The 19373-nt window shown below is 72.6% G+C and carries 18 protein-coding genes; 12 read left to right on the forward strand and 6 right to left on the reverse strand.

Going from position 1 to position 19373, the window contains the following annotated elements:
- Window positions 1–106 precede the first annotated feature (106 nt).
- The 5 genes from OHA81_RS27990 (at window position 107) to OHA81_RS28010 (ending at window position 4722) form a co-directional block, all read left to right on the forward strand.
- The gene (locus OHA81_RS27990) at window positions 107–1081 is read left to right on the forward strand and encodes an NADPH:quinone oxidoreductase family protein (protein ID WP_329200406.1); all 975 of its coding nucleotides are present in this window, start codon (window positions 107–109) and stop codon (window positions 1079–1081) included.
- Window positions 1078–2265, forward strand: coding sequence for an acyl-CoA dehydrogenase family protein (locus OHA81_RS27995; protein WP_329200408.1), 1188 nt, complete (start codon window positions 1078–1080; stop codon window positions 2263–2265). The genes OHA81_RS27990 and OHA81_RS27995 overlap by 4 nt, the downstream gene beginning before the upstream one ends.
- On the forward strand, window positions 2262–3374 hold the full coding sequence (locus OHA81_RS28000; protein ID WP_329200410.1) for an acyl-CoA dehydrogenase family protein: 1113 nt from the start codon (window positions 2262–2264) through the stop codon (window positions 3372–3374). The genes OHA81_RS27995 and OHA81_RS28000 overlap by 4 nt, the downstream gene beginning before the upstream one ends.
- 99 nt (window positions 3375–3473) lie before the next feature.
- Window positions 3474–3842, forward strand: coding sequence for a tyrosinase family oxidase copper chaperone (locus OHA81_RS28005; RefSeq protein ID WP_329200412.1), 369 nt, complete (start codon window positions 3474–3476; stop codon window positions 3840–3842).
- A 16-nt stretch (window positions 3843–3858) separates the two neighbouring features.
- On the forward strand, window positions 3859–4722 hold the full coding sequence (locus tag OHA81_RS28010) for a tyrosinase family protein (RefSeq protein ID WP_329200415.1): 864 nt from the start codon (window positions 3859–3861) through the stop codon (window positions 4720–4722).
- 108 nt (window positions 4723–4830) lie between these two features.
- Here the strand turns inward: OHA81_RS28010 and OHA81_RS28015 are convergent, their stop codons facing one another.
- Together OHA81_RS28015 and OHA81_RS28020 are read right to left on the reverse strand one after the other, a co-directional pair.
- On the reverse strand, window positions 4831–5109 hold the full coding sequence (locus OHA81_RS28015) for a chaplin (RefSeq protein WP_136212270.1): 279 nt from the start codon (window positions 5107–5109) through the stop codon (window positions 4831–4833).
- Window positions 5110–5202: 93 nt separating this feature from the next.
- On the reverse strand, window positions 5203–5541 hold the full coding sequence (locus tag OHA81_RS28020; RefSeq protein ID WP_329200419.1) for a hypothetical protein: 339 nt from the start codon (window positions 5539–5541) through the stop codon (window positions 5203–5205).
- A gap of 135 nt (window positions 5542–5676) precedes the next feature.
- Between OHA81_RS28020 and OHA81_RS28025 the strand changes: the two genes are divergently transcribed.
- Complete coding sequence (locus OHA81_RS28025; protein WP_329200421.1) at window positions 5677–7125, forward strand: carboxylesterase/lipase family protein; 1449 nt, start codon at window positions 5677–5679, stop codon at window positions 7123–7125.
- A gap of 21 nt (window positions 7126–7146) precedes the next feature.
- Here the strand turns inward: OHA81_RS28025 and OHA81_RS28030 are convergent, their stop codons facing one another.
- Window positions 7147–8610: an alpha/beta hydrolase gene (locus tag OHA81_RS28030; RefSeq protein WP_443056701.1), complete on the reverse strand. Its 1464-nt coding sequence runs from the start codon at window positions 8608–8610 to the stop codon at window positions 7147–7149.
- A gap of 266 nt (window positions 8611–8876) precedes the next feature.
- On the opposite strand from OHA81_RS28030, the gene OHA81_RS28035 reads away from it, so the two are divergent.
- The 3 genes from OHA81_RS28035 to OHA81_RS28045 are packed head-to-tail and all read left to right on the forward strand — an operon-like array spanning window position 8877 to window position 12125.
- Complete coding sequence (locus OHA81_RS28035) at window positions 8877–9761, forward strand: alkaline phosphatase family protein (RefSeq protein WP_329200422.1); 885 nt, start codon at window positions 8877–8879, stop codon at window positions 9759–9761.
- 2 nt (window positions 9762–9763) lie between these two features.
- Window positions 9764–11053 (forward strand): MFS transporter, encoded by a 1290-nt coding sequence (locus tag OHA81_RS28040; RefSeq protein ID WP_329200424.1) that lies wholly within the window; start codon window positions 9764–9766, stop codon window positions 11051–11053.
- A 40-nt stretch (window positions 11054–11093) separates the two neighbouring features.
- Window positions 11094–12125, forward strand: a complete 1032-nt coding sequence (locus OHA81_RS28045) for a TolB family protein (RefSeq protein ID WP_329200426.1) — start codon at window positions 11094–11096, stop codon at window positions 12123–12125.
- A 37-nt stretch (window positions 12126–12162) separates the two neighbouring features.
- Here OHA81_RS28045 and OHA81_RS28050 read toward each other — a convergent pair whose 3' ends face one another.
- Window positions 12163–12849, reverse strand: a complete 687-nt coding sequence (locus tag OHA81_RS28050) for a GNAT family N-acetyltransferase (protein WP_329200428.1) — start codon at window positions 12847–12849, stop codon at window positions 12163–12165.
- 140 nt (window positions 12850–12989) lie between these two features.
- Between OHA81_RS28050 and OHA81_RS28055 the strand changes: the two genes are divergently transcribed.
- From OHA81_RS28055 to OHA81_RS28065, 3 genes are read left to right on the forward strand one after another with little or no spacing between them, the layout of a single operon-like run.
- On the forward strand, window positions 12990–13820 hold the full coding sequence (locus OHA81_RS28055; protein WP_329200430.1) for an alpha/beta fold hydrolase: 831 nt from the start codon (window positions 12990–12992) through the stop codon (window positions 13818–13820).
- Window positions 13821–13874: 54 nt separating this feature from the next.
- On the forward strand, window positions 13875–15113 hold the full coding sequence (locus tag OHA81_RS28060) for an MFS transporter (RefSeq protein WP_329200432.1): 1239 nt from the start codon (window positions 13875–13877) through the stop codon (window positions 15111–15113).
- Between the two features lie 37 nt (window positions 15114–15150).
- Complete coding sequence (locus OHA81_RS28065; RefSeq protein ID WP_329200434.1) at window positions 15151–15840, forward strand: (2Fe-2S)-binding protein; 690 nt, start codon at window positions 15151–15153, stop codon at window positions 15838–15840.
- A gap of 57 nt (window positions 15841–15897) precedes the next feature.
- Here OHA81_RS28065 and OHA81_RS28070 read toward each other — a convergent pair whose 3' ends face one another.
- Entirely contained in the window at window positions 15898–17658 is a 1761-nt protein-coding gene (locus tag OHA81_RS28070; protein WP_329202576.1) for a S8 family peptidase, read from the reverse strand.
- Between the two features lie 281 nt (window positions 17659–17939).
- On the reverse strand, window positions 17940–19319 hold the full coding sequence (locus OHA81_RS28075; protein WP_329200436.1) for a cation:dicarboxylate symporter family transporter: 1380 nt from the start codon (window positions 19317–19319) through the stop codon (window positions 17940–17942).
- Between the last annotated feature and the right edge of the window lie 54 nt (window positions 19320–19373).

The following is a 19373-nucleotide window of genomic DNA, read 5'->3' on the forward strand; positions in this document are numbered from 1 at the left end:
GCGCCGATGACGTCGATACCGGCGGCCGCAACCGTTCCCAAATAGGCAAGCGACCGCTTAGTATGCGCTCGGAGTGTGGTTCCTCGACGGCGGCTGGAGGCCCCGGATGCAGGCATGGCGCGTACATACCCCCGGCGAGCCCCGCGAGGCCATGCGCCTCGAAGAGGTGCCCGAACCGGTACCCGGCGAGGGCGAGGTACGGCTCAAGGTACTCGCGGCGAACGTCAACTTCCCCGACGCGCTGCTCGCGCGCGGCCAGTACCAGATCCGGCCGCCGCTGCCCTTCACGCCCGGCGTCGAGATCTGCGGCGAGACCGAGGACGGCCGCCGCGTCATCGCCAACCCGAGCCTGCCGCACGGCGGTTTCGCCGAGTACGTCACCGCGCCCGCGCGCGCCCTGCTGCCGGCCCCCGGCACACTGGACGACGCCGAGGCGGCCGCCCTCCACATCGGCTACCAGACCGGCTGGTTCGGCCTGCACCGCCGGGCCCGCCTCCGCGCCGGCGAGACGCTGCTCGTGCACGCCGCCGCCGGCGGGGTCGGAAGCGCCGCCGTCCAGCTCGGCAAGGCCGCCGGGGCCACCGTGATCGGCGTCGTCGGAGGCAAGGCCAAGGCCCGCACGGCCGAGGAACTGGGCTGCGACCTCGTCATCGACCGCACCGGCGAGGACATCGTCGCCCGCGTCAAGGAGTTCACCGGCGGCCGCGGAGCCGACGTGGTCTACGACCCGGTCGGCGGTGACGCCTACACCGCCTCCGCCAAATGCGTGGCCTTCGAGGGCCGGATCGTGATCGTCGGCTTCGCCGGCGGCACCGTCCCCGCCCCGGCGCTCAACCACGCCCTCGTCAAGAACTACGCCATCCTCGGCCTGCACTGGGGCTTGTACGCCGCCAAGGACCCGGCCGCGATCCTCGCCTGCCACGACGAACTCACCCGTCTCGCCGCCGAGGGCGCCGTCAGACCGCTCGTCAGCGAACGCGTCCCGCTCGCCGCGGCCGCCGACGCCGTACAGCGCGTCGCCGACGGCACCACGACCGGACGGCTGGTCGTCGTGCCCTCCCTCGACGGAGGTACCCGGTGATCACCGCCGAGGAGCTGCTCACCCGCGTCCGCGACCTGCTCGCCGCCCACCCGCCCGCCACCACCGCCCCCGCCGACTTCCTGCGCGCGCGCTTCGACGCCGGACTCGCCTGGGTGCACTACCCTGAGGGCCTCGGTGGCCTCGGCGCACCCCGCGCCCTGCAAGCCGTCGTGGACGGCGAACTGGAGGCCGCCGGAGCCCCCGACAACGACCCGCGGCGGATCGGCATCGGCCTCGGCATGGCCGCGCCCACGATCCTCGCCTACGGCACCGAGGAGCAGAAGCGCCGCTTCCTGCGGCCCCTGTGGCTCGGCGAGGAAGTCTGGTGCCAGCTCTTCAGCGAGCCCGGCGCCGGCTCGGACCTGGCCGCGCTCGGCACCCGCGCCGTCCACGACGAGGCGAGCGACGAGTGGACCGTCGACGGCCAGAAGGTGTGGACCTCCAGCGCCCACACCGCCCGCTGGGCCATCCTCATCGCCCGCACCGACCCCTCCCTGCCCAAGCACCAGGGCATCACGTACTTCCTCTGCGACATGCACGCCCCCGGCGTCGAGGTCCGCCCCCTGCGCCAGATCACCGGCGAGGCCGAGTTCAACGAGGTGTTCCTCACCGGCGTCCGCATCCCCGACAGCCACCGGCTCGGCGCCGTCGGCCAGGGCTGGGCGGTCGCCCGCACCACCCTCATGAACGAACGCGTCTCCATCGGCGGCATGCGGATCCCCCGCGAAGGCGGCATGATCGCCCCCGTCGCCGCGGCCTGGCGGGAACGCCCCGCACTGCGCACCCACGCCCTGCACCAGAGGCTGCTGGAACTGTGGGTCGAGGCGGAGGTCGCCCGGCTCACCGGCGAACGGCTGCGCCAGCAGCTCGCCGCGGGACAGCCCGGCCCCGAGGGCAGCGGCATGAAACTCACCTTCGCCCGCCTCAACCAGGAGATCAGCGGCCTGGAGGTGGAACTCCTCGCGGAAGAGGGGCTCCTGTACGAGGACTGGACGATGCGCCGCCCCGAGATCGTCGACTTCACCGGCCGGGACGCCGGCTACCGCTACCTGCGCGCCAAGGGCAACAGCATCGAGGGCGGCACCAGCGAAATCCTCCTCAACATCGTCGCCGAACGCGTCCTGGGCCTGCCGCCCGAGCCGCGCGACGACAAGGACCTCGCCTGGAAGGACCTGGCCCGATGAGCGCACCCTTCGACCTGCTCTACTCCGAGGCGGAGGAGGAACTGCGCTCCGCCGTACGGGCCCTGCTCACCGACCGGTGCCCGCCCGCTGCGATCCTCGCCCGGGTCGAGGGCGGCCGGCCCCACGACCCGGGGCTGTGGGAGACCCTCGCCGCCGGGATCGGCGCCGCCGGACTGCTCGTCCCGGAGAAGCTCGGCGGCCAGGGCGCCGGTCACCGCGAGGCGGCGGTGGTGCTGGAGGAGCTCGGCCGGGCCGTGGCACCGGTCCCGTACCTGACCAGCGGGGTCCTGGCGACGGAGATCCTGCTCGGCTGCGACCCCTCCTCCGCCGAAGCGATGACGCTGCTGCGGGAGGTGGCCTCCGGCCGGCAGGTGTGCGTACCGGCAGTGCCGCTGACCCTGGCCCCCGGCGCACCGCTGCCGACGCCCGTACGGGACGCGGGAGGCGGCGTACTGAGCGGCTCCGTGGGCTTCGTCGCCGACGCGGTGGCCGCCGACGTGCTGCTCGTCCTCGCCGACACCGGCCTGTACGCGGTGCCGGTGGCGGAGGTCTCGCTCACTGCGCTGGTCCCGCTGGACCTGACCCGGCCGCTCGCCACCGTCGGCCTCGACGGCGCCATCGGGACCCGGCTCGCCGACCCCGCCACCGCCCGGGCCGCCGTCGCCGGGGCACTGCTCGCCGGGGCCGGGCTGCTCGCCTCCGAGCAGGTGGGCATCGCCGAGTGGTGCCTGACCGAGACGGTGGCCCACGTCCGCACCCGCCACCAGTTCAACCGGCCCATCGGCTCCTTCCAGGCGCTCAAGCACCGCCTGGCCCGGCTCTGGCTCGACGTCGCCTCCGCCAGGGCAGCGGCGCGCGCGGCCGCCGACGCCCTCGCGACGGGCACCGCCGACGCACCGCTGACGATCGCCGTCGCCCAGGCCTACTGCTCGGGAGTCGCGGTGCGGGCCGCCGAGGAGTGCGTCCAGCTGCACGGCGGGACCGGGATGACCTGGGAGCACCCGGCGCACCTGTACCTCAAGCGGGCCAAGGCCGCCGCGGCGGCCCTGGGGACGGCGGGCCACCACCGCAGCCTCGTCGCCGACTTCGCCGAACTCCCCGCGCCGTAAACCGTTCCCCCACCCCTGGGGCAGTCGTGCCCCAGGGGTGACCTCGTCCGCCGGACCGCGTTAGACCGCGTAGCACGGGCCATCGAGCGAGGAGAACGCATGCACGCAGCATCCGCCGCACCACTCACCCGTCGCGCGGTCCTCCGTACGGCCTTCACCACGGCGGTGCTCGCCGGAACGGCCGCGGCCCTGGGACCCGTCCTGCGCGCCCGGCGTCCCCGCCAGACGCTCACCCCGGCCCCGCTGGTGGAGGAGTCGTACCGCGGCCGCCACATCAGCGTCGACCCCGTCGCGGCCGCGGTGCGCATCGACGGCCGACCCCTGCACGTGATGCGCCGGGCCGACGGCAGCTACCTGAGCGGGATCAACCACTTCCAGTCCTTCGCCACCCCGATGGAGCTGGCCCGCGCGGCCGTGGACGAGCTGGGCACCACGCAACTGGCCATGGCCGCCCCCCACCACGGCTGACGGCAGGAGTCCCGCTGTGTACACCCGGCAGAACCAGAAGGACCTGACCCGCGCGCAGAAGCAGCGGTTCACTGCGGCCGTGCTGGAGCTCAAGCGCAACGGCACCTACGACCAGTTCGTCCGCACCCACGGCAAGTACTTCGTCCCCGACCGGGACCGCAAGCTGCGGGTCGGACACATGTCGCCGTCCTTCTTCCCCTGGCACCGGCGCTTCCTGCTGGAGTTCGAGAAGCAGCTGCGCTCCGTGGACGCCGGCGTGTCCATCCCGTACTGGGACTGGACCACCGACAACAGTCCCGCCTCCTCCCTGTGGGCCGAGGACTTCCTCGGCGGCACCGGACGCGAGGGCGACCACCAGGTGATGACCGGCCCCTTCGCCTACGGCAAGGGCAACTGGACGGTGACCGTCGGGGTCTCCGAGGCCCGCTACCTCACCCGCAACCTCGGCCGCCCGCAGACCCCGATCAAACTCCCCACCAGGGCCGAACTCCAGTGGGCGGTCGACGACCCCGCCTACGACACCGCGCCCTGGGACTCCACCGCGCGGGGCGGCGGCTTCCGCAACAAGCTGGAGGGCTGGGCCGCGCCGAAGAGCGAGCGCTGGCGCAACCACAACAAGGTCCACCAGTGGATCGGCGGCCACATGACGGGCGGCACCGCCCCCAACGACCCGGTGTTCTGGCTGCACCACGCCTTCGTGGACCTGGTCTGGGACCGCTGGCAGCAGAAACACCCGGATTCCGGCTACCTGCCCGCGCAGCCCCCTGCGCTGGGCGACCCCCAGCACGGCCGGGTCATCGCCCTCGACGAGCCGATGCCGCCGTGGAACGTCACCCCGCGCGAGATGCTCCGCCACCAGGGCCAGTACCGCTACGAGTGACCCGGCGCCCCCTCAACGGGCCGCACGCGTACCGGCCGCCCCACACCGAAAGGGCCCCCGCCGTCGGCGGGGGCCCTCGTTCACTCGGTCATGCGGTCCGGCGGACGATCACTCGCCGTAACCCTCGGTGTGGTGCTCGTCGCCACCCGACGCGTTGACGCAGGTGTTGCCGAAGGCCGGGTTGAGCAGGGCGATCACGTTCACGGTGTTGCCGCAGACGTTGACCGGTACGTGCACGGGGACCTGGACCAGGTTGCCCGACAGGACACCGGGGGAGCCGATCGCCGCACCGTGCGCTCCGGCATCGGCGACGGCCAGACCCGCACCGGCCGCCACGGCGGTACCGGCGACAGCGGTGATGGCGAATGCCTTCGCGATACGCGACATCAAGATCTCCTCGTGAGATTGGATCGCCGCAGAGCTGCGGCATTTGACATGGCATACAACGCCGTGGCCGCCGAGGGGTCACGGCCGCTGCTCCTACCCGGTGACGGAAAAACGCACGGACGCGAAGTACGGTCGTACCGGGGTCACCGTTCCGGGCCGCAGCACCGCCACCGGGGCGCCCGCGCAGCGCGGCTCCCGGTACAAGGTCGCGGTGGCCCGGCCGTGGTTGGTGACCGCCCGGCCACCGCCGCCCTCCGCCGCCACACAGCCCCGGGGCGCGTCCAGGCCGTGGACCCTGTCGTCCTGGCCGACGTACTGGAAGTCGGGTCCGCCGGCCGCCGCCGCGGCGCCGGAGGCAGCGCCGGCCGCCAACAGCAGGACGGGCACCACGCCCGTCCGTACGACGCTTCGGAGGGTGCGGTCGATCGACATGGCTCGCATGCCCGGTCCAACCCGCCGCGCACCGGGCCGGGTCACGGCTTGTCACCCTTCGGGAGGGTGTGCGACCGTGCCCGGAACAGCGGATTCGGTGCCCCCGCGACGGGAAGGCGCCGCCAGGAGGTCACGATGAGTCCAGCGGGCGGCACCCGGCCCCGGGCCCGCACCCGGTACGGCGTGGTCGAGGGCAGGCTGGAGGAGGGCGGCATCAGCGTCTTCCGCGGCATCCCCTACGCCGCCCCGCCCGTCGGAGCGCTCCGGTTCGCCGCCCCCCGGCCGCCGGCCGCCTGGGACGGGGTACGCGACGCGGGCGCCTTCGGGCCCACCGCTCCCAAAGTGCCCTACCCGGACCGGTACGCGTCGCTGCTCCCGGACCCGGAGATCCCCGGCGACGACTGCCTGAACCTCAACGTGTGGACCCCCGACCCCTCTCCCGGGGCCGGGCTGCCGGTCATGGTGTGGATCCACGGGGGCGCCCTCACCAGGGGGTCCTCCGCCGTCCCCGTCTACGACGGATCGGCCTTCGCCCGGGACGGGATCGTCCTGGTCTCGCTCAACTACCGGCTCGGCGCCCTCGGCTACGGCGTCTTCCCCGACGCCCCCGCCAACCGGGGCCTGCTGGACCAGATCGCCGCCCTCACCTGGGTCCGGGACAACATCGGGGCCTTCGGAGGCGATCTCGGCCGCGTCACCGTCTTCGGGGAGTCCGCCGGCGCCATCAGCGTCGGCGCCCTGCTGGCCGCGCCCCGCGCCGCCGGCCTGTTCGCGCGCGCCGTCATGCAGAGCGGGCCGCCCGAGGTGCTGCCCCGCGAGCGGGCCCGTCCGATGGTCCGCAAGATGGCCTCGCTGCTCAAGGTTCCCGCCACCGCGACGGCCTTCACCGCCGTCGCCCTGCCGGACCTGCTGGCCGCGCAGGCAGCCGTGCTGCGCCGCACCGGCCCGGTCACCGGCGGGCCCGCCTTCGGCCTGGTCGCCGACCCCGAATCGCTGCCCGGGGACCCGGCGTCGGCCGCGGCGGCCTGCGCCGTACCGCTGCTGCTCGGCTGGACCGCCGAGGAGCACCGGCTCTGGCTCGCGCCCACCGGGGCGATGCGGCTGCTGGACCGGATGGGCCCGCTCGCGGTGGAACTGGCCCGCGTGCGCAGCGGCAAGGACCGCGCCGCCGTACGGGCGCTGCGCGCCGCCCTGCCGGGGGCCGGTCCCGCCGACCTCGCCGGGCACCTGCTCACCGACCGGCTGCTGCGCGATCCGCTGCGCCGGCTCGCCGGAGCCCGCAGGGCCGCTCCGACCCACCTGTACGAGTTCGGCTGGCCCAGCGGCGTGCCGGGTCTCGGTGCCTGCCACGCACTGGAGCTGGGCTTCGTCTTCGACACCCTCCACAAGCCGGAGTCGGCCTGGCTCGCGGGACCCGACGCGCCGCAGGAACTGGCCGACGAGATGCACGCGGCCTGGGTCCGGTTCGCCGTCGCCGGGGACCCGGGATGGGCTCCGTGGGACGGCTACGGCCCGCCGAAGGTGTTCGGCGGGCCGCAGCGGGAGGAGCGGGACGCTCAGCGGGCCGTGGGGTTCATCCCGTAGGCCGCCGGGCACCCGGCCCCGTCATTCGACGGGGCCCTCCATGACCTTGCTGATGAACTCGATGGGGCCTTCGCCCATGTTCGGCACGTACGTCTTGGCGTTGTGCTCGCCGCCCGCGATGACCCTCAGGCTGGTGTGGATCGGTCCCTTGCCGTAGGTGGCGATGAACTTCTGCACGTCGGGGAGGGTTCTCTTGTTGTTCTCGTTGTCGCCGACCTGGAAGGCGAGGTAGACCTCCGGGCTGCCCTTCTTGTCGATGAGCTGCTTCGCCAGCAACTCCGGGTTGTTCTCGGCCTTCTCCTTGTCGTGGCCCTTCCACAGGGAGGAGTCGGGGACGATGTCCGGTCCGGAGCAGATGGCGGCCTTGAACTTCTCCGGGTACTTGAGCACGGCCTTGAGGCTCGCGAAGCCGCCCGTGGAGGAGCCCATGAAGGCCCAGCCGTCACGGGACTTGATCGTGCGGAAGTTCTCCCGCATCAGGTCCGGGACGTCATCGGTCAGCCACGTGCCCATCTTGGGCTGGCCGGGGATGTCCGAGCCGTCCCAGTAGATTCCCTTGTCCGGCTCCGGGTTCAGTACGGGCATGGCGAGGATGAAGGGCTTGCTCTTGCCCTCGCTGTACCACTTGCTGATGCTGGCCTGGAGCTTGAGGTCGGTGCCCATCCAGTAGTTCACCGGGAAACCGGCGCCGCCGGGCAGCGCGATCATGACCGGGAAGCCGCTCTTGGCGAACTTGGGGTCGTTGTACTCCTTCGGAGCCCAGACCCACACCTTCCCCTTGAAGCCCGACTTCTTGCCGTCCAGTGTCGTCACGGCCACGTGGGTGCCGTCGGACAGGGTCGACTCGTTCTTGAACACCGCCGTCGGGTTCGTGGGCATCGACATCTTCGAGCTCGCCGCCGGCTTGGCGGCTTCCCCGCCGCCGCCGGGCTTGGCCCCGCCGAAGCTGACCGCCTTGCCCTTGTCGCTGAAGGGAGGTATGTCGAAGTGGCTCATCACCAGGGCCGCGACACCCGCGAGGGCCAGGACGGTGGTACCGGCGATCAGCCAGCGCTTGACCCGGGACTTGCGGCGCGGGGGCTCCTCGTCGTACGGCGGTTCACCGTACGTTTCGTACGCCCGGGTCTGGTCGTACTGCTCGTCGTACTGCTGCTCGTGCTGTCCGGGCCGGCGGTACTGGGGCTGCTGCTCGTACGGGGACGGCCCGCGCTGCTGCGGCGGCTGCTGTCCGTAGCCCTGCTGCCCGTAGCCGCGCTGGTCGTACCCCTGCTGGTCGTGGCCCTGCCCGTCCGGCCGGCCGTACCCCTGCGGGTTGCCGTACTGCTGCGGGGGACGCTGCTGACCGCCCTGGCCCTGCTGCCCGGCGGGGCGGCCGCCGTACTGCCGGCCCTGCTGCTGCCCGTACGGCGGTTGTGGTGGCTGCGGTTGCTGTCCTTCCGGCCGGTACGGCGGCTGGTACTGCTGCCCGTCGGGTGAGTACGACATGTGCGGTGGCTTCTCCGGCTTGGTACTGCCCCGTCGGGGCGGGGTGGACTGCTTCCGTTCGAATGATGAACGAAACTACCTGTTGGTTCCTCATTTTGCCTTCTCTTGACCTTCCCCGGGCTGTGGCATTGCCCGGGGCCAAGATGCAGGCCGGAGTTACCGTTCTGTTCGCCAAGTATCCCTGGCCCATGCACATGCCCCTGGGTATGTTGCCTCCGCGCCGCCGCCCAGACCCCCCGCGCCCGGAGGTAGACCCCGTGTTTGGCATGCCCCTTTCACGTACTCGCCGCAAGACCGCCCTCGCCACCGCCTTCGGCGTCACCGCCGCCGGCGCCGCCCTGTGGGCCGGCGTCGGAGCGGCCGCCCAGCCCGCCCACGCCGCGGGCCTTCCGGCCCCCGACCACATCGTCGTCGCGGTCTTCGAGAACCACGCCTACGACCAGGTCATCGGCAGCTCCAGCGCCCCCTACATCAACTCCCTCAAGAGCGGGGGCGCCAACCTCACCAACTCCTTCGGCGTCACCCACCCCAGCCAGCCCAACTACCTCCAGCTCTTCTCCGGCTCCAACCAGGGCGTCACCGACGACAGCTGTTACACCCCCGCGTTCAGCTCCGCGCCCAACCTGGCCTCCGAGCTGATAGCCGCCGGCAAGAGCTGGACCAGCTACAACGAGACCCTCCCCAGCCAGGGCTCCACCACGTGCAGCAGCGGCAAGTACGCCCGCAAGCACAACCCCTGGTTCGCCTTCTCCAACGTGCCCACCAGCACGGCCAAGACCATGACGCAGTTCCCGACGGACTTCACCACCCTGCCCAAGGTGTCCTTCGTCGTCCCCAACCTCTGCAGCGACACGCACGACTGCTCCGTCGGCACCGGCGACACCTGGCTCAAGAACAACCTCAAGGCCTACGCGGACTGGGCCAAGACCCACAACAGCCTGCTCGTCGTCACCTTCGACGAGGACAACCGGCTCGCCGGCAACAAGATCCCGACCGTGCTCTACGGCCAGCCCGTCACCCCGGGCAGCACCTCCTCCACCACCTACAACCACTACGACGTGCTGCGCACCCTGGAGGGCCTGGCCGGCCTGAGCACCCACGCCGGGAACGCCGCCGGCGCCAAGGACATCACGGGCATCTGGACCTCCTGACCATGTACGTTGCGGACAGTCGCGGTACTCCCGCGCCCGCCGTGACCCCCGAGCCACAGGCCGTCGTCCCGGGCTCCGGCCCGGGGCGGCGCGCCGCGCTCGCGCCCACGGTCCTCGCCCTCGGCACGGTCAGCCTGATCACCGACGTCTCCTCCGAGATGGTCACGGCCGTGCTCCCGCTCTACCTCGTCGCCGGACTGGGCCTCACCCCCCTCGGCTTCGGACTCCTCGACGGCCTCTACAACGGCGTCAGCGCCCTGGTCCGGCTCACCGGAGGCCACCTCGGCGACCGCCTCGGCCGGCACAAGGCCCTCGCGGGCATCGGCTACGGGCTCTCCGCCGTGTGCAAACCGCTGCTGCTGCTCGCGCACACCCTGCCCGCCATCGGGGCGGTGCTCGCCCTCGACCGCACCGGCAAGGGCCTGCGCACCGCACCGCGCGACGCCCTGATCTCGCTTGCCGCCGCCCCCGCCGAACGCGGGCGGGCCTTCGGCGTGCACCGGGCCATGGACACGGCCGGTGCGCTCATCGGCCCGATGCTCGCCTTCCTGATCCTGCGCGGCGCCGCCGACGGCTACGACGCCGTCTTCACCGTCAGCGCCTGCGTGGCCGCCCTCGGCGTGCTCGTCCTGGTGCTCTTCGTGCCCGGCCGCCGCACCCGGCCGGCCGCCGACGCGGCCCCCGTCTCGCTGAAAGCCTCCGTCGGGCTGCTGCGCGGTCCGGGTCTGCGCCGCATCGCCCTGTGCGCGCTGCTGCTGGGCCTGTGCACCGTCAGCGACGCCTTCGTCTTCCTGCTGCTCCAGCGGGCCGGCCACATCCCCGACCGCTGGTTCGCCCTGCTGCCGCTCGGCACCGCCGCCGCGTTCTTCCTCCTCGCTCTGCCGCTCGGCCGGCTCGCCGACCGCGTGGGCCGCCGCCGGGTCTTCCTCGGCGGCCACCTCGCGCTGCTCGCCGCCTACGTACTGCTGTTGACCGGCGGTGCACACCCCGCCCTGCCGTACGCGGTGCTCCTGCTGCACGGCGGGTTCTACGCGGCCACCGACGGGGTGCTCATGGCCGCCGCGGCCGCCGTCGTGCCCGGGGAGCACCGCGGGGGCGGCCTCGCGCTCGTCCAGACCGGGCAGGCCCTCGCCCGGTTCGCCGCCTCCCTGGGCTTCGGCGCGGCCTGGACCGTCTGGGGCGCCCGCCCCGCGCTGGTGGTGGCCGCCGGGCTGCTGGCCGTCGCCCTCGCCGGCTGCGCGCGGCTGTACTCCGCGGACACGGACGCCGAAGCGGTCGCCGACGCCGCCTGAACCCTCCCCTCGCCATCCCCCGCGTGACCGAAAGGCCCCCATGACCCTCCCACGCCGGATCCTGATCCTCGTCACCGCCGTCGTGCTGCTCGCCGCCGTGGGGGTGCTCGCCGTCGTACGGGCCTCGTCGCGGGCAGACGAGAAGAACCGGACCCGGGCGGGAGGCCCCGAAGTCACCCGGGGCGCGGTCTCCTTGGCCCCGGCGGACGGCGGCCCGCGGATCGTGTTGCGGAACATGGCGTGGGGCCCGCACCGCGACGAACTCGTCACCGTCCCGGCCGCCTCGCCCGGCGGACCCCGCACCGCCTCCGGCGTGAGCTGCCTGCGCTTCCACTCCGCGGCCGGCACCGGGATCTGCCTCCAGGCCGAGAAGGGCGGAGTCCAGGAGCAGTACCGGGCGGTCGTGCTGGACGCCCACCTCAAAGCGGTCTCCTCGCACCCGCTCGCCGGGATCCCCACCCGGGCCCGCGTCTCGCCCGGCGGGCACCTCGCCGCCTGGACGGTGTTCGTCGGCGGGGACTCGTACGCCGGTACGGACTTCTCCACCCGGACCTCACTGCTCGACCTGCGCACCGGCCGGTACGACGCCTCGCTGGAGGACTTCACCATCGTCAAGGACGGCAGGACGTACCAGAACGCCGACGTCAATTTCTGGGGCGTCACCTTCGCCGCCGACGAGAAGACCTTCTACGCGACGCTCGCCACCGGCGGCCGGACCTACCTGGTCCGCGGGGACCTCACCGCCCGTACGGTGACCACGCTCCGCGAGAACCTGGAATGTCCCTCCCTCTCACCGGACGGCACCAGGCTGGTGTTCAAGAAGCGGGTGCCGGGCCTGTCCGCCGACGCGCCGTGGCGGCTCTACGCCCTGGACCTGGCCACGATGGAGGAGACCCCGCTCGCGGAGCAGCGCAGCGTGGACGACCAAGTGGTGTGGAAGGACGACCGGACCGTCGTCTACGCGCTGCCCGGCGACTTCGGCGCCGACCTGTACGCGCTGCCCGCCGACGGCACGGGCACCCCGGCCCCGCTCATGACGTCGGCCCTCGCCCCTGCCTTCCTCGGCGGGTAGCCGGGAGGCCGGGGCGAGGGCCGCCGGAGAAGGACCGTTACGCCGGAACCAGCGTCTTGCGCCGCCGCCTGCGCGGCGCGGCGGGCGCCAGCCTGAGCTCGATGATCGAGCGGACCGTCGGCCACTCCTCGTCCAGGATCGAGTAGAAGGCCGTGCTGCGCACAGCGCCGTCCAGCCCCCGCGAATGGGCCCGGCGCACGCCTTCGCAGGTGAAGCCGAGACGTTCCATCGCGGCCCGCGAACGGCCGTTGCGGGCGTCCGCGCGCAGCGAGACGCGGCGCACGCCCCAGGTCTCGAAGGCGTGGTGGAGCATGAGCAGCTTGGCCTCGGTGTTGATGCCGGTGCCCTGCGCCTGCGGGGACAGCCAGGTGTTGCCGATCTCGGCGGCGTCGGGGACCGCCGTCACCGGATCGCCGAACGGGACCCCCACCACGGCCGGCCACACGAGCGGCCCCTGCCAGTAATCGAGTTCCAGGAACCGGGTCGAACCGACGACCCGCCCGTCGGTGGCTCTGACCACCGCGAACGGGAGGGATCGACCGGCCGCCTGATCGGCCAGCGCGCGGTCGATGTACTCGCGGGACGCCTGCAGCCCGTGCGGCACGGGAGTGAAGGCGTAAGTCGTACGATCCTCGGCACCGGCCACGGCCAGGGCCTCGGTGTGGTGGGGGGCGAGGGGCTCCAGCCGCACGGAGCGGCCGGCGAGGAGTACGGGTACGGGCACGGAGCCTTCGGTCCTTCTGGGCGGTGGGGTGGTTGCACAGTCTGCGCTCCTGACGTCACCCCCCGCGCAAAACGCGGGTGAAAGGCAACGGGCTGTCAGGTGAACGCGAGTGGCTCAATGTAGCTCCTTAAAGTGCTCCCATGAACCCCCAAAATGGCAACGCCGCGACGATGTTTTTCGATGACCTTGGTCGCCGGGGCGCGGAGCCCGTGCTCCTGGTCCACGGACACCCGTTCAACCGCACGATGTGGGCTCCCCAAGCCACTGCGCTGACCGCCGCCGGCTACCGCGTGATCACCCCTGACCTGCGGGGATACGGGGAAAATCCGGCGCGCCCAGGCGTCACTCCCTTCGCCGCGTTCGCCGACGACCTCGTCGCCCTCCTCGACCACCTGGACATCGAACAGGCGGTCGTCGGCGGGGTGAGCATGGGCGGTCAGATCGCGATGGAACTCTGGTTGCGCCACCCGGGTCGGATACGGGGCCTGGTCCTGTCCGACACGTCCCCGGTTCCGGAGACGGAGGAGGGCAAGACGTTCCGTCGCGAGCTCGCGGACCGGCTCCTCGCCGAGGGCATGAAGCCGTACGCCGACGAGGTCATCGACAAGATGCTGGCGCCCTACAACGTCGCCGCGATGCCGCAGGCCGCCGCCACCGTCATGAACATGATGTGCGCCACCGACCCCGAGGGGGCGGCCGCCGCCCTGCGCGGCCGGGCCGAGCGACCCGACTACCGTCCCGCCCTCGCCGCACTGCCCGAGTCCGTGCCCTGCCTGGTGCTGGTCGGCGCGGACGACGTCTACACCCCCGTCGCGGACGCCCGGGCCCTGCACGCGCTCATCGCCCACTCCCGGCTCGCCGTGATCGACCGGGCCGGGCACCTGCCGGGCGTGGAGCAGCCGGAGGCCTTCAACCGGGCGCTGCTGGACTTCCTCGCGGACGGCCGGTCCGGGCGGCAAGTGGCCCGCTGAAATGCTGCCCCACTGGCCCATGGCGGCGGGCCGGTGGGCTGGTCCAATGACCGGGTGACCATACGCTTCCTGCCCCCACCCGGAGCGCCGCGCCGCCTGGCCGCCGCCCAGCTGGGCAATTCCGTCGGCGACGGCGCCTACTACGTGTGTTCGGCGCTCTACTTCAACCAGGTGGTGGGTCTCTCGCCCGGCCGGATCGGCCTCGGCCTGACCGTGGCCTGGGCCATCGGCTCCGTCGCCGGCGTCCCGCTCGGGGCCCTCGCCGACCGGCGCGGGCCCCGCGGCACCTCGGTACTCCTGGCGGTGGCCACCGCCGCCTCGGTGGCGTCGTTCCTCGTCATCCGCTCGTTCTGGGCGTTCCTGCTCGCGGTGGTCTGCTATGCCACCGCCCAATGCGGGTTCGCAGCCGCCCGTCAGGCGCTGCTCGCCGCAGTGGTCGAGCCGGGGGAGCGGACCGGGGTACTGGCCCACCTCCAGGCCGTCCTCAACGCCGGGCTCGCGGTGGGCGCGGCCCTCGGCGGGCTCGCCCTGAGCGCCGGCACCGAGCGCGCCTACCTCACGGTGTTCGCGTTGGACACGGCCGGCTTCCTGCTCTGTGCCGCGCTGCTGCTGCGCTTGCCCGCAGTGGCACCCGTACCGGGGAGGGGGACCGGGGAGCCGCGGTTGGCGGTGCTCCGCGACCGGCCGTACGCCCTGGTCACGCTGCTCAACGCGGTCCTGCTGCTGCGGATGCCGCTGCTGAGCCTGGCGGTCCCGCTGTGGATCGTGGAGCGCACCCACGCCCCCGGCTGGCTGGCGTCGGCGCTGTTCGTGCTCAACACCGGCGCCGTGATGCTGTTCCAGGTGCGCGTGGCCCGGCAGGTGACCGGCCTGGAGAGCGCGGGCCGGGCCGTGCGCCGCTCCGGGCTCGTGATGGCCGCCTCCTGCGCGGTGTTCGCCGTCTCCGCGCTGCCGGGGGCCGGGTGGGCCGCCGCCCTGCTGCTCGTGGGGGGCGCCGTGCTCCAGGTCGACGCCGAGATGCGCCAGTCCGCGGGGTCCTGGCAGATCGGCTTCGCGCTCGCCCCCGCCGGGCGGGTGGGCCAGTACCAGGGCTTCTTCGGGACGGGTGTGCCGGTCGCCCGGACCGTGGGGCCGCTGCTGCTGACCTCGCTGCTCCTGGTGTGGGGCATCCAGGGGTGGCTGCTGCTGGGCGCCGTGCTGGCGGTCGCGTCGTACGCCATGGGTCCGGCGGTGCGCCGGGCCGGGGCCGTTCACCGGCGGAGCGAGCCCTCGAGTGCCGTCGTAGGAGGGTGAAGTCCTGCGGGAGGCGGCCGCCTGGGATCATCACCGGATGGAAGAGACCGCTATGGAGGACGTGCTGCGGCGCCTGGCCGCCGTCGGGCCGTTCTTCCGCGTGCCGTACGGGGACACGCCGCCCGGGGCGGGCTTCCGGCCGCTCGCGGAGCTGTACGGGGACGGGCTCGGGCCCTATGTCGCCGAGATCGGGCGACGGATCGGCACCGGGGCGGGCCGGGTGGCCGCCTCGACCGCGCAGTTCGGCATCGCCTCGCGGCTGTGGTCGCTCGGGCTGGGATGCGCGGCGCTCTCCGGGCGCGTGCCGGACCTCGGCCCCGACCGCGTGTGGTGGCGGCTGCCCGGGGCGGGCTCGCTGGAGCTGTGGCTGCCCGACCCGGGTTGCCGCGCACAGGGCGCCGAGTCCCTCGGGGAGATCGTGCCCGGCCACCTCGGTGTGCTGGACGCGCAGCTGCGCGAGCGGTTCGGGGTATCGCCCCTGGTACTGCGCGGGAACAGCGCCTCGGCCCTGGTCGGCGCGTTGCGCGTACTGATGGACCGGATACCGGGAGGGGCGGCGGTGCGGCCGGCCTCGGCCCTGCTCGCTGACGGCGCCCCGCTCGGCGGGACGGGCACCTTCCTCCACGAGGAGGGCCTCGGCGTGGCCTTCGTCCGCCGCAGCTGCTGCCTCTACTACCGGGTGCCCGGCGGCGGCCTCTGCGGGGACTGCGTCCTGCGGACGAGATGACGGAGCGGGCTGTGGGGTGCGGCAGGACCGCACCCCACAGCCCGCGGGGCCGGGGACCTAGAAGGTCAGGTTCCAGGCGTCGATCTTGCCGGTGTCGGAGGCGGCGTTGTCGTTGACGCGCAGCTTCCAGGTGCCGTTCGCCACCTCGGAGGAGGCGTTCACGGTGTAGGTCTGGGCGATGTTGTCGGTGCTGCCGCCGGCCCGGTTGTGCAGGGTGTAGACCGAGCCGTCCGGAGCCACCAGGTCGACCTTCAAGTCACCGATGTAGGTGTGCTTGATGTCCACGCCCACCTTGAGGGTGGCCGGCGCGTTGCCGGTCACTCCCGAGACGGTGATCGGGCTCTCCACGGTCGCGTTGTCGGCGATCGCGAAGTCCGCGAGGTTCTCGAAGTACTTGCCGGGCGGCGGGGTGGTCCCGACCGCCTTGAGGGCGTCGACCTGGCCCTCGCCGAAGAACGAGTTGTTGGCCGTGGTGCCCGTGCAGCGGTTGTCCGAGGGGCAGGCGATGTCGTTGGCCTGGGCGGCCAGCTTGGCGCGGATCTGCGCCGGGGTGATGCCCGGGTTGGCACTGGCGATGAGCGCCGCCACGCCGACCACGTGCGGGGTGGCCATCGAGGTGCCGCTCTTGGTGCTGTAGCCGCCGCCGGGGGCCGTGGAGTAGACGTTGCTGCCCGGAGCCGCCACGTCGATGACGCCCTGGCCGTAGTTGGAGAACGAGGCCTTGGTGACGCCCGTGCCGTTGGCCGCGACCGTGACCACGCCCGGCAGTTCGGTCGGGATGTCGAGGCAGGCGTTGGTGATGGTGCGGGTGACCGGCGTCGAGTCGTTCGGGCTCGCGGAGTCGGTCGTCTTGTGGGCGAGGTCGTAGTCCTCGTTGCCCGCCGCGGCGATCTGGAGCGAGCCCTTGCCCTCGGCGTACTCCTGGGCGCGCTTGACGCCCTCGATGATGGCGGCCTGATCGGCGTTGTCCGGGCAGTTGAACTGCCACGGGTCCGTGTAATAGCTGTTGTTGGTGACCTTGAAGCCGTGGTCACCGGCCCAGACGAAACCGCAGATGGTGTTCTCGGCGAAGAAGAACGCGTTGCCCGGCTCGGCGACGCGGACCGCGGAGATCTTCACACCGGGGGCCACGCCGACGACGCCCTTGCCGTTCTTGGCCGCGGCGATGGTGCCCGCCACGTGGGTGCCGTGGGTGTCCACGTCCCGCCACGCACCCGCACGCGTGTCGGGCTTGCCGTAGGCGCAGGAGACGGAGTCGGCCGCGTTGAAGTTGGGCGCGAGGTCCTGGTGCTGGTCGTCCATACCGGTGTCCAGGATGCCGACCTTGACCGACGCGGAGCCGGGGTTGACGGCCCAGGCCTGGTCCGCCTTGATCTGGCTCATGTCGGCCCGGACCGGCTCGCCGGCCGGGGTCGACGCCTGGGCCGGGTTGGCGGGCAGCGCCGGGTTGTAGGCGTCTGCCGGGACGTCCGAGGTGCGGGTGGCGCCGACCTGCTGGACGCCGGCGACGCCGCGCATGGTCGCGGCGAAGCCGCTGGACGCGGAGTGGGCCACGATCACGCCGATGGCGTCGAAGCTGGAGAAGACGGTGCCGCCGTTGGCCGTGATGGCCGAGCGGACCGCCGTGCTGTCACCGGGAGCGGTGATGACGAGGTAGGCGCGCGTGCCGGCAACCCAGGTCGCACTCTGGGAAGCCGGCGCGGCGGCCGGAGCGTGGGCCTTGGCGGCCGGCGCGGTGGAGGGGGCGACGGGGAGAGTGCCCGCGAGGGCGCCGGGTGCGCCGAACGCGAGGGCGGCGCCGAGGGCGGCCGCGAGCACCAGCGTCCGTCGAGGTCGGCTGGATATGTGGGGTATCAATGCGTCCTCCGAAGACGGCCCGGCGGTGCTGGTGGCACCGTCGGGCCGTGCGAAACGAGTGGTGGACGCAAGATGTCAGACACGTGGCCCTGTACGGAAGTACCTTTCAGTTCAGGGACGTTCCGAGGGGCATGGCTGAAAATCGACGGTCGGGAAGGTTCGGATGAGGGTGAGGGTGAGGGTGAGGGAAGCCGGCCGGGCCGGGCACCGTGGGGGCGAACCCCGCCCGGCCGGTCCCGGTCTCAGGCGGCCGGTACCCCGTCCTTGCCGGCTCCCGTCCGGACGGGCGCGGGCACGGGCGCGGGCGGTTCGCCCGGCAGCAGGGGCGCGTGCCCGTCCCCGGTCGGCGCGTTCTCATCGAACGGGAGGCGCCCGGACAGGACTTCGGCGGCCCGGGCGCGGTCGAACTCCTTGGTCCACGTCCCGATGAGGACCGTCGCGATCGCGTTGCCCGCGAAGTTCGTCATCGCCCGCGCCTCGCTCATGAAGCGGTCGATACCCACGATCAGGCCCACTCCGTCGACCAGTTCCGGCCGGTGGGACTGCAGGCCGCCGGCCAGTGTGGCGAGGCCCGCTCCGGTCACTCCGGCCGCGCCCTTCGAAGCCACGATCATGAAGAGCAGCAGCGAGATCTGCTCACCCAGCGCGAGGGGCTTGTCCATCGCCTCGGCCACGTACAGCGAGGACATCGTCAGGTAGATCGCGGTCCCGTCCAGGTTGAAGGAGTAGCCCGTCGGCACGGTGATGCCGACCACCGGACGCGAGACGCCGACGTGTTCCATCTTCGCGATCAGCCGCGGCAGCGCCGACTCCGACGAGGAGGTGGACAGGATCAGCAGGAACTCCCGCCCCAGGTAGCGCAGCAGGGCGAACGCGCTGATCCCCGTACACAGCCGCAGCAGTGTCCCGAGCACCACGAACACGAACAGCACACAGGTGACGTAGAAGCCGATCATGATGACGGCCAGCGATTTCAGCGCGTCGACACCCGTCGCGCCGACCACCGCCGCGATCGCGCCGAAGGCGCCCACGGGAGCCGCCCACATGATCATCGCGAGCACCCGGAACACCAGCTTCTGCAGGTGGCCGATCCCGCGCAGCAGCGGTTCGCCCGCCGTTCCCATCGCCTGGAGCGCGAAGCCGCAGAGCAGCGCCACCAGCAGGGTCTGGAGCACCTGACCGCCGGTGAAGGCGGAGACCAGCGTCGTCGGGATGATCCCCAGCAGGAACTCCGGCGTGCTCTGCGCGCCGCCCGCCTTGGCCTGCGCCTCACCGGCGTGCCGTGCCGCCTCCGTCAGGTGCAGCCCGCTGCCGGGCTCCAGCAGGTTGCCCACCAGCAGTCCGATGGCCAGCGCCACCGTGGACATCACCATGAAGTAGCCGAGGGCCAGTCCACCGACCGCGCCCACCTTCGCGGCCTTGCGCACCGAGCCGATGCCCAGCACGATCGTGCAGAAGATCACGGGCGAGATCATCATCTTGATGAGGTTCACGAAGCCCGTGCCCAGCGGCTTGAGTTCGACGGCCACGCCGGGCGCGGCGAAGCCGACGGCGACGCCGAGCAGCACCGCGGCGATCACCGCGATGTAGAGATAGTGGGTCCTGTCGCGCCTGGCGGCCACGATGCCTCCTGGTGGTGAATGCGTTCCGGGAGACCATCGCCCACCCTGTGACCC

Origin of the sequence: Streptomyces sp. NBC_00667 (assembly GCF_036226825.1) — a bacterium.
In the GTDB taxonomy this organism is placed as follows: Bacteria; Actinomycetota; Actinomycetes; order Streptomycetales; family Streptomycetaceae; genus Streptomyces.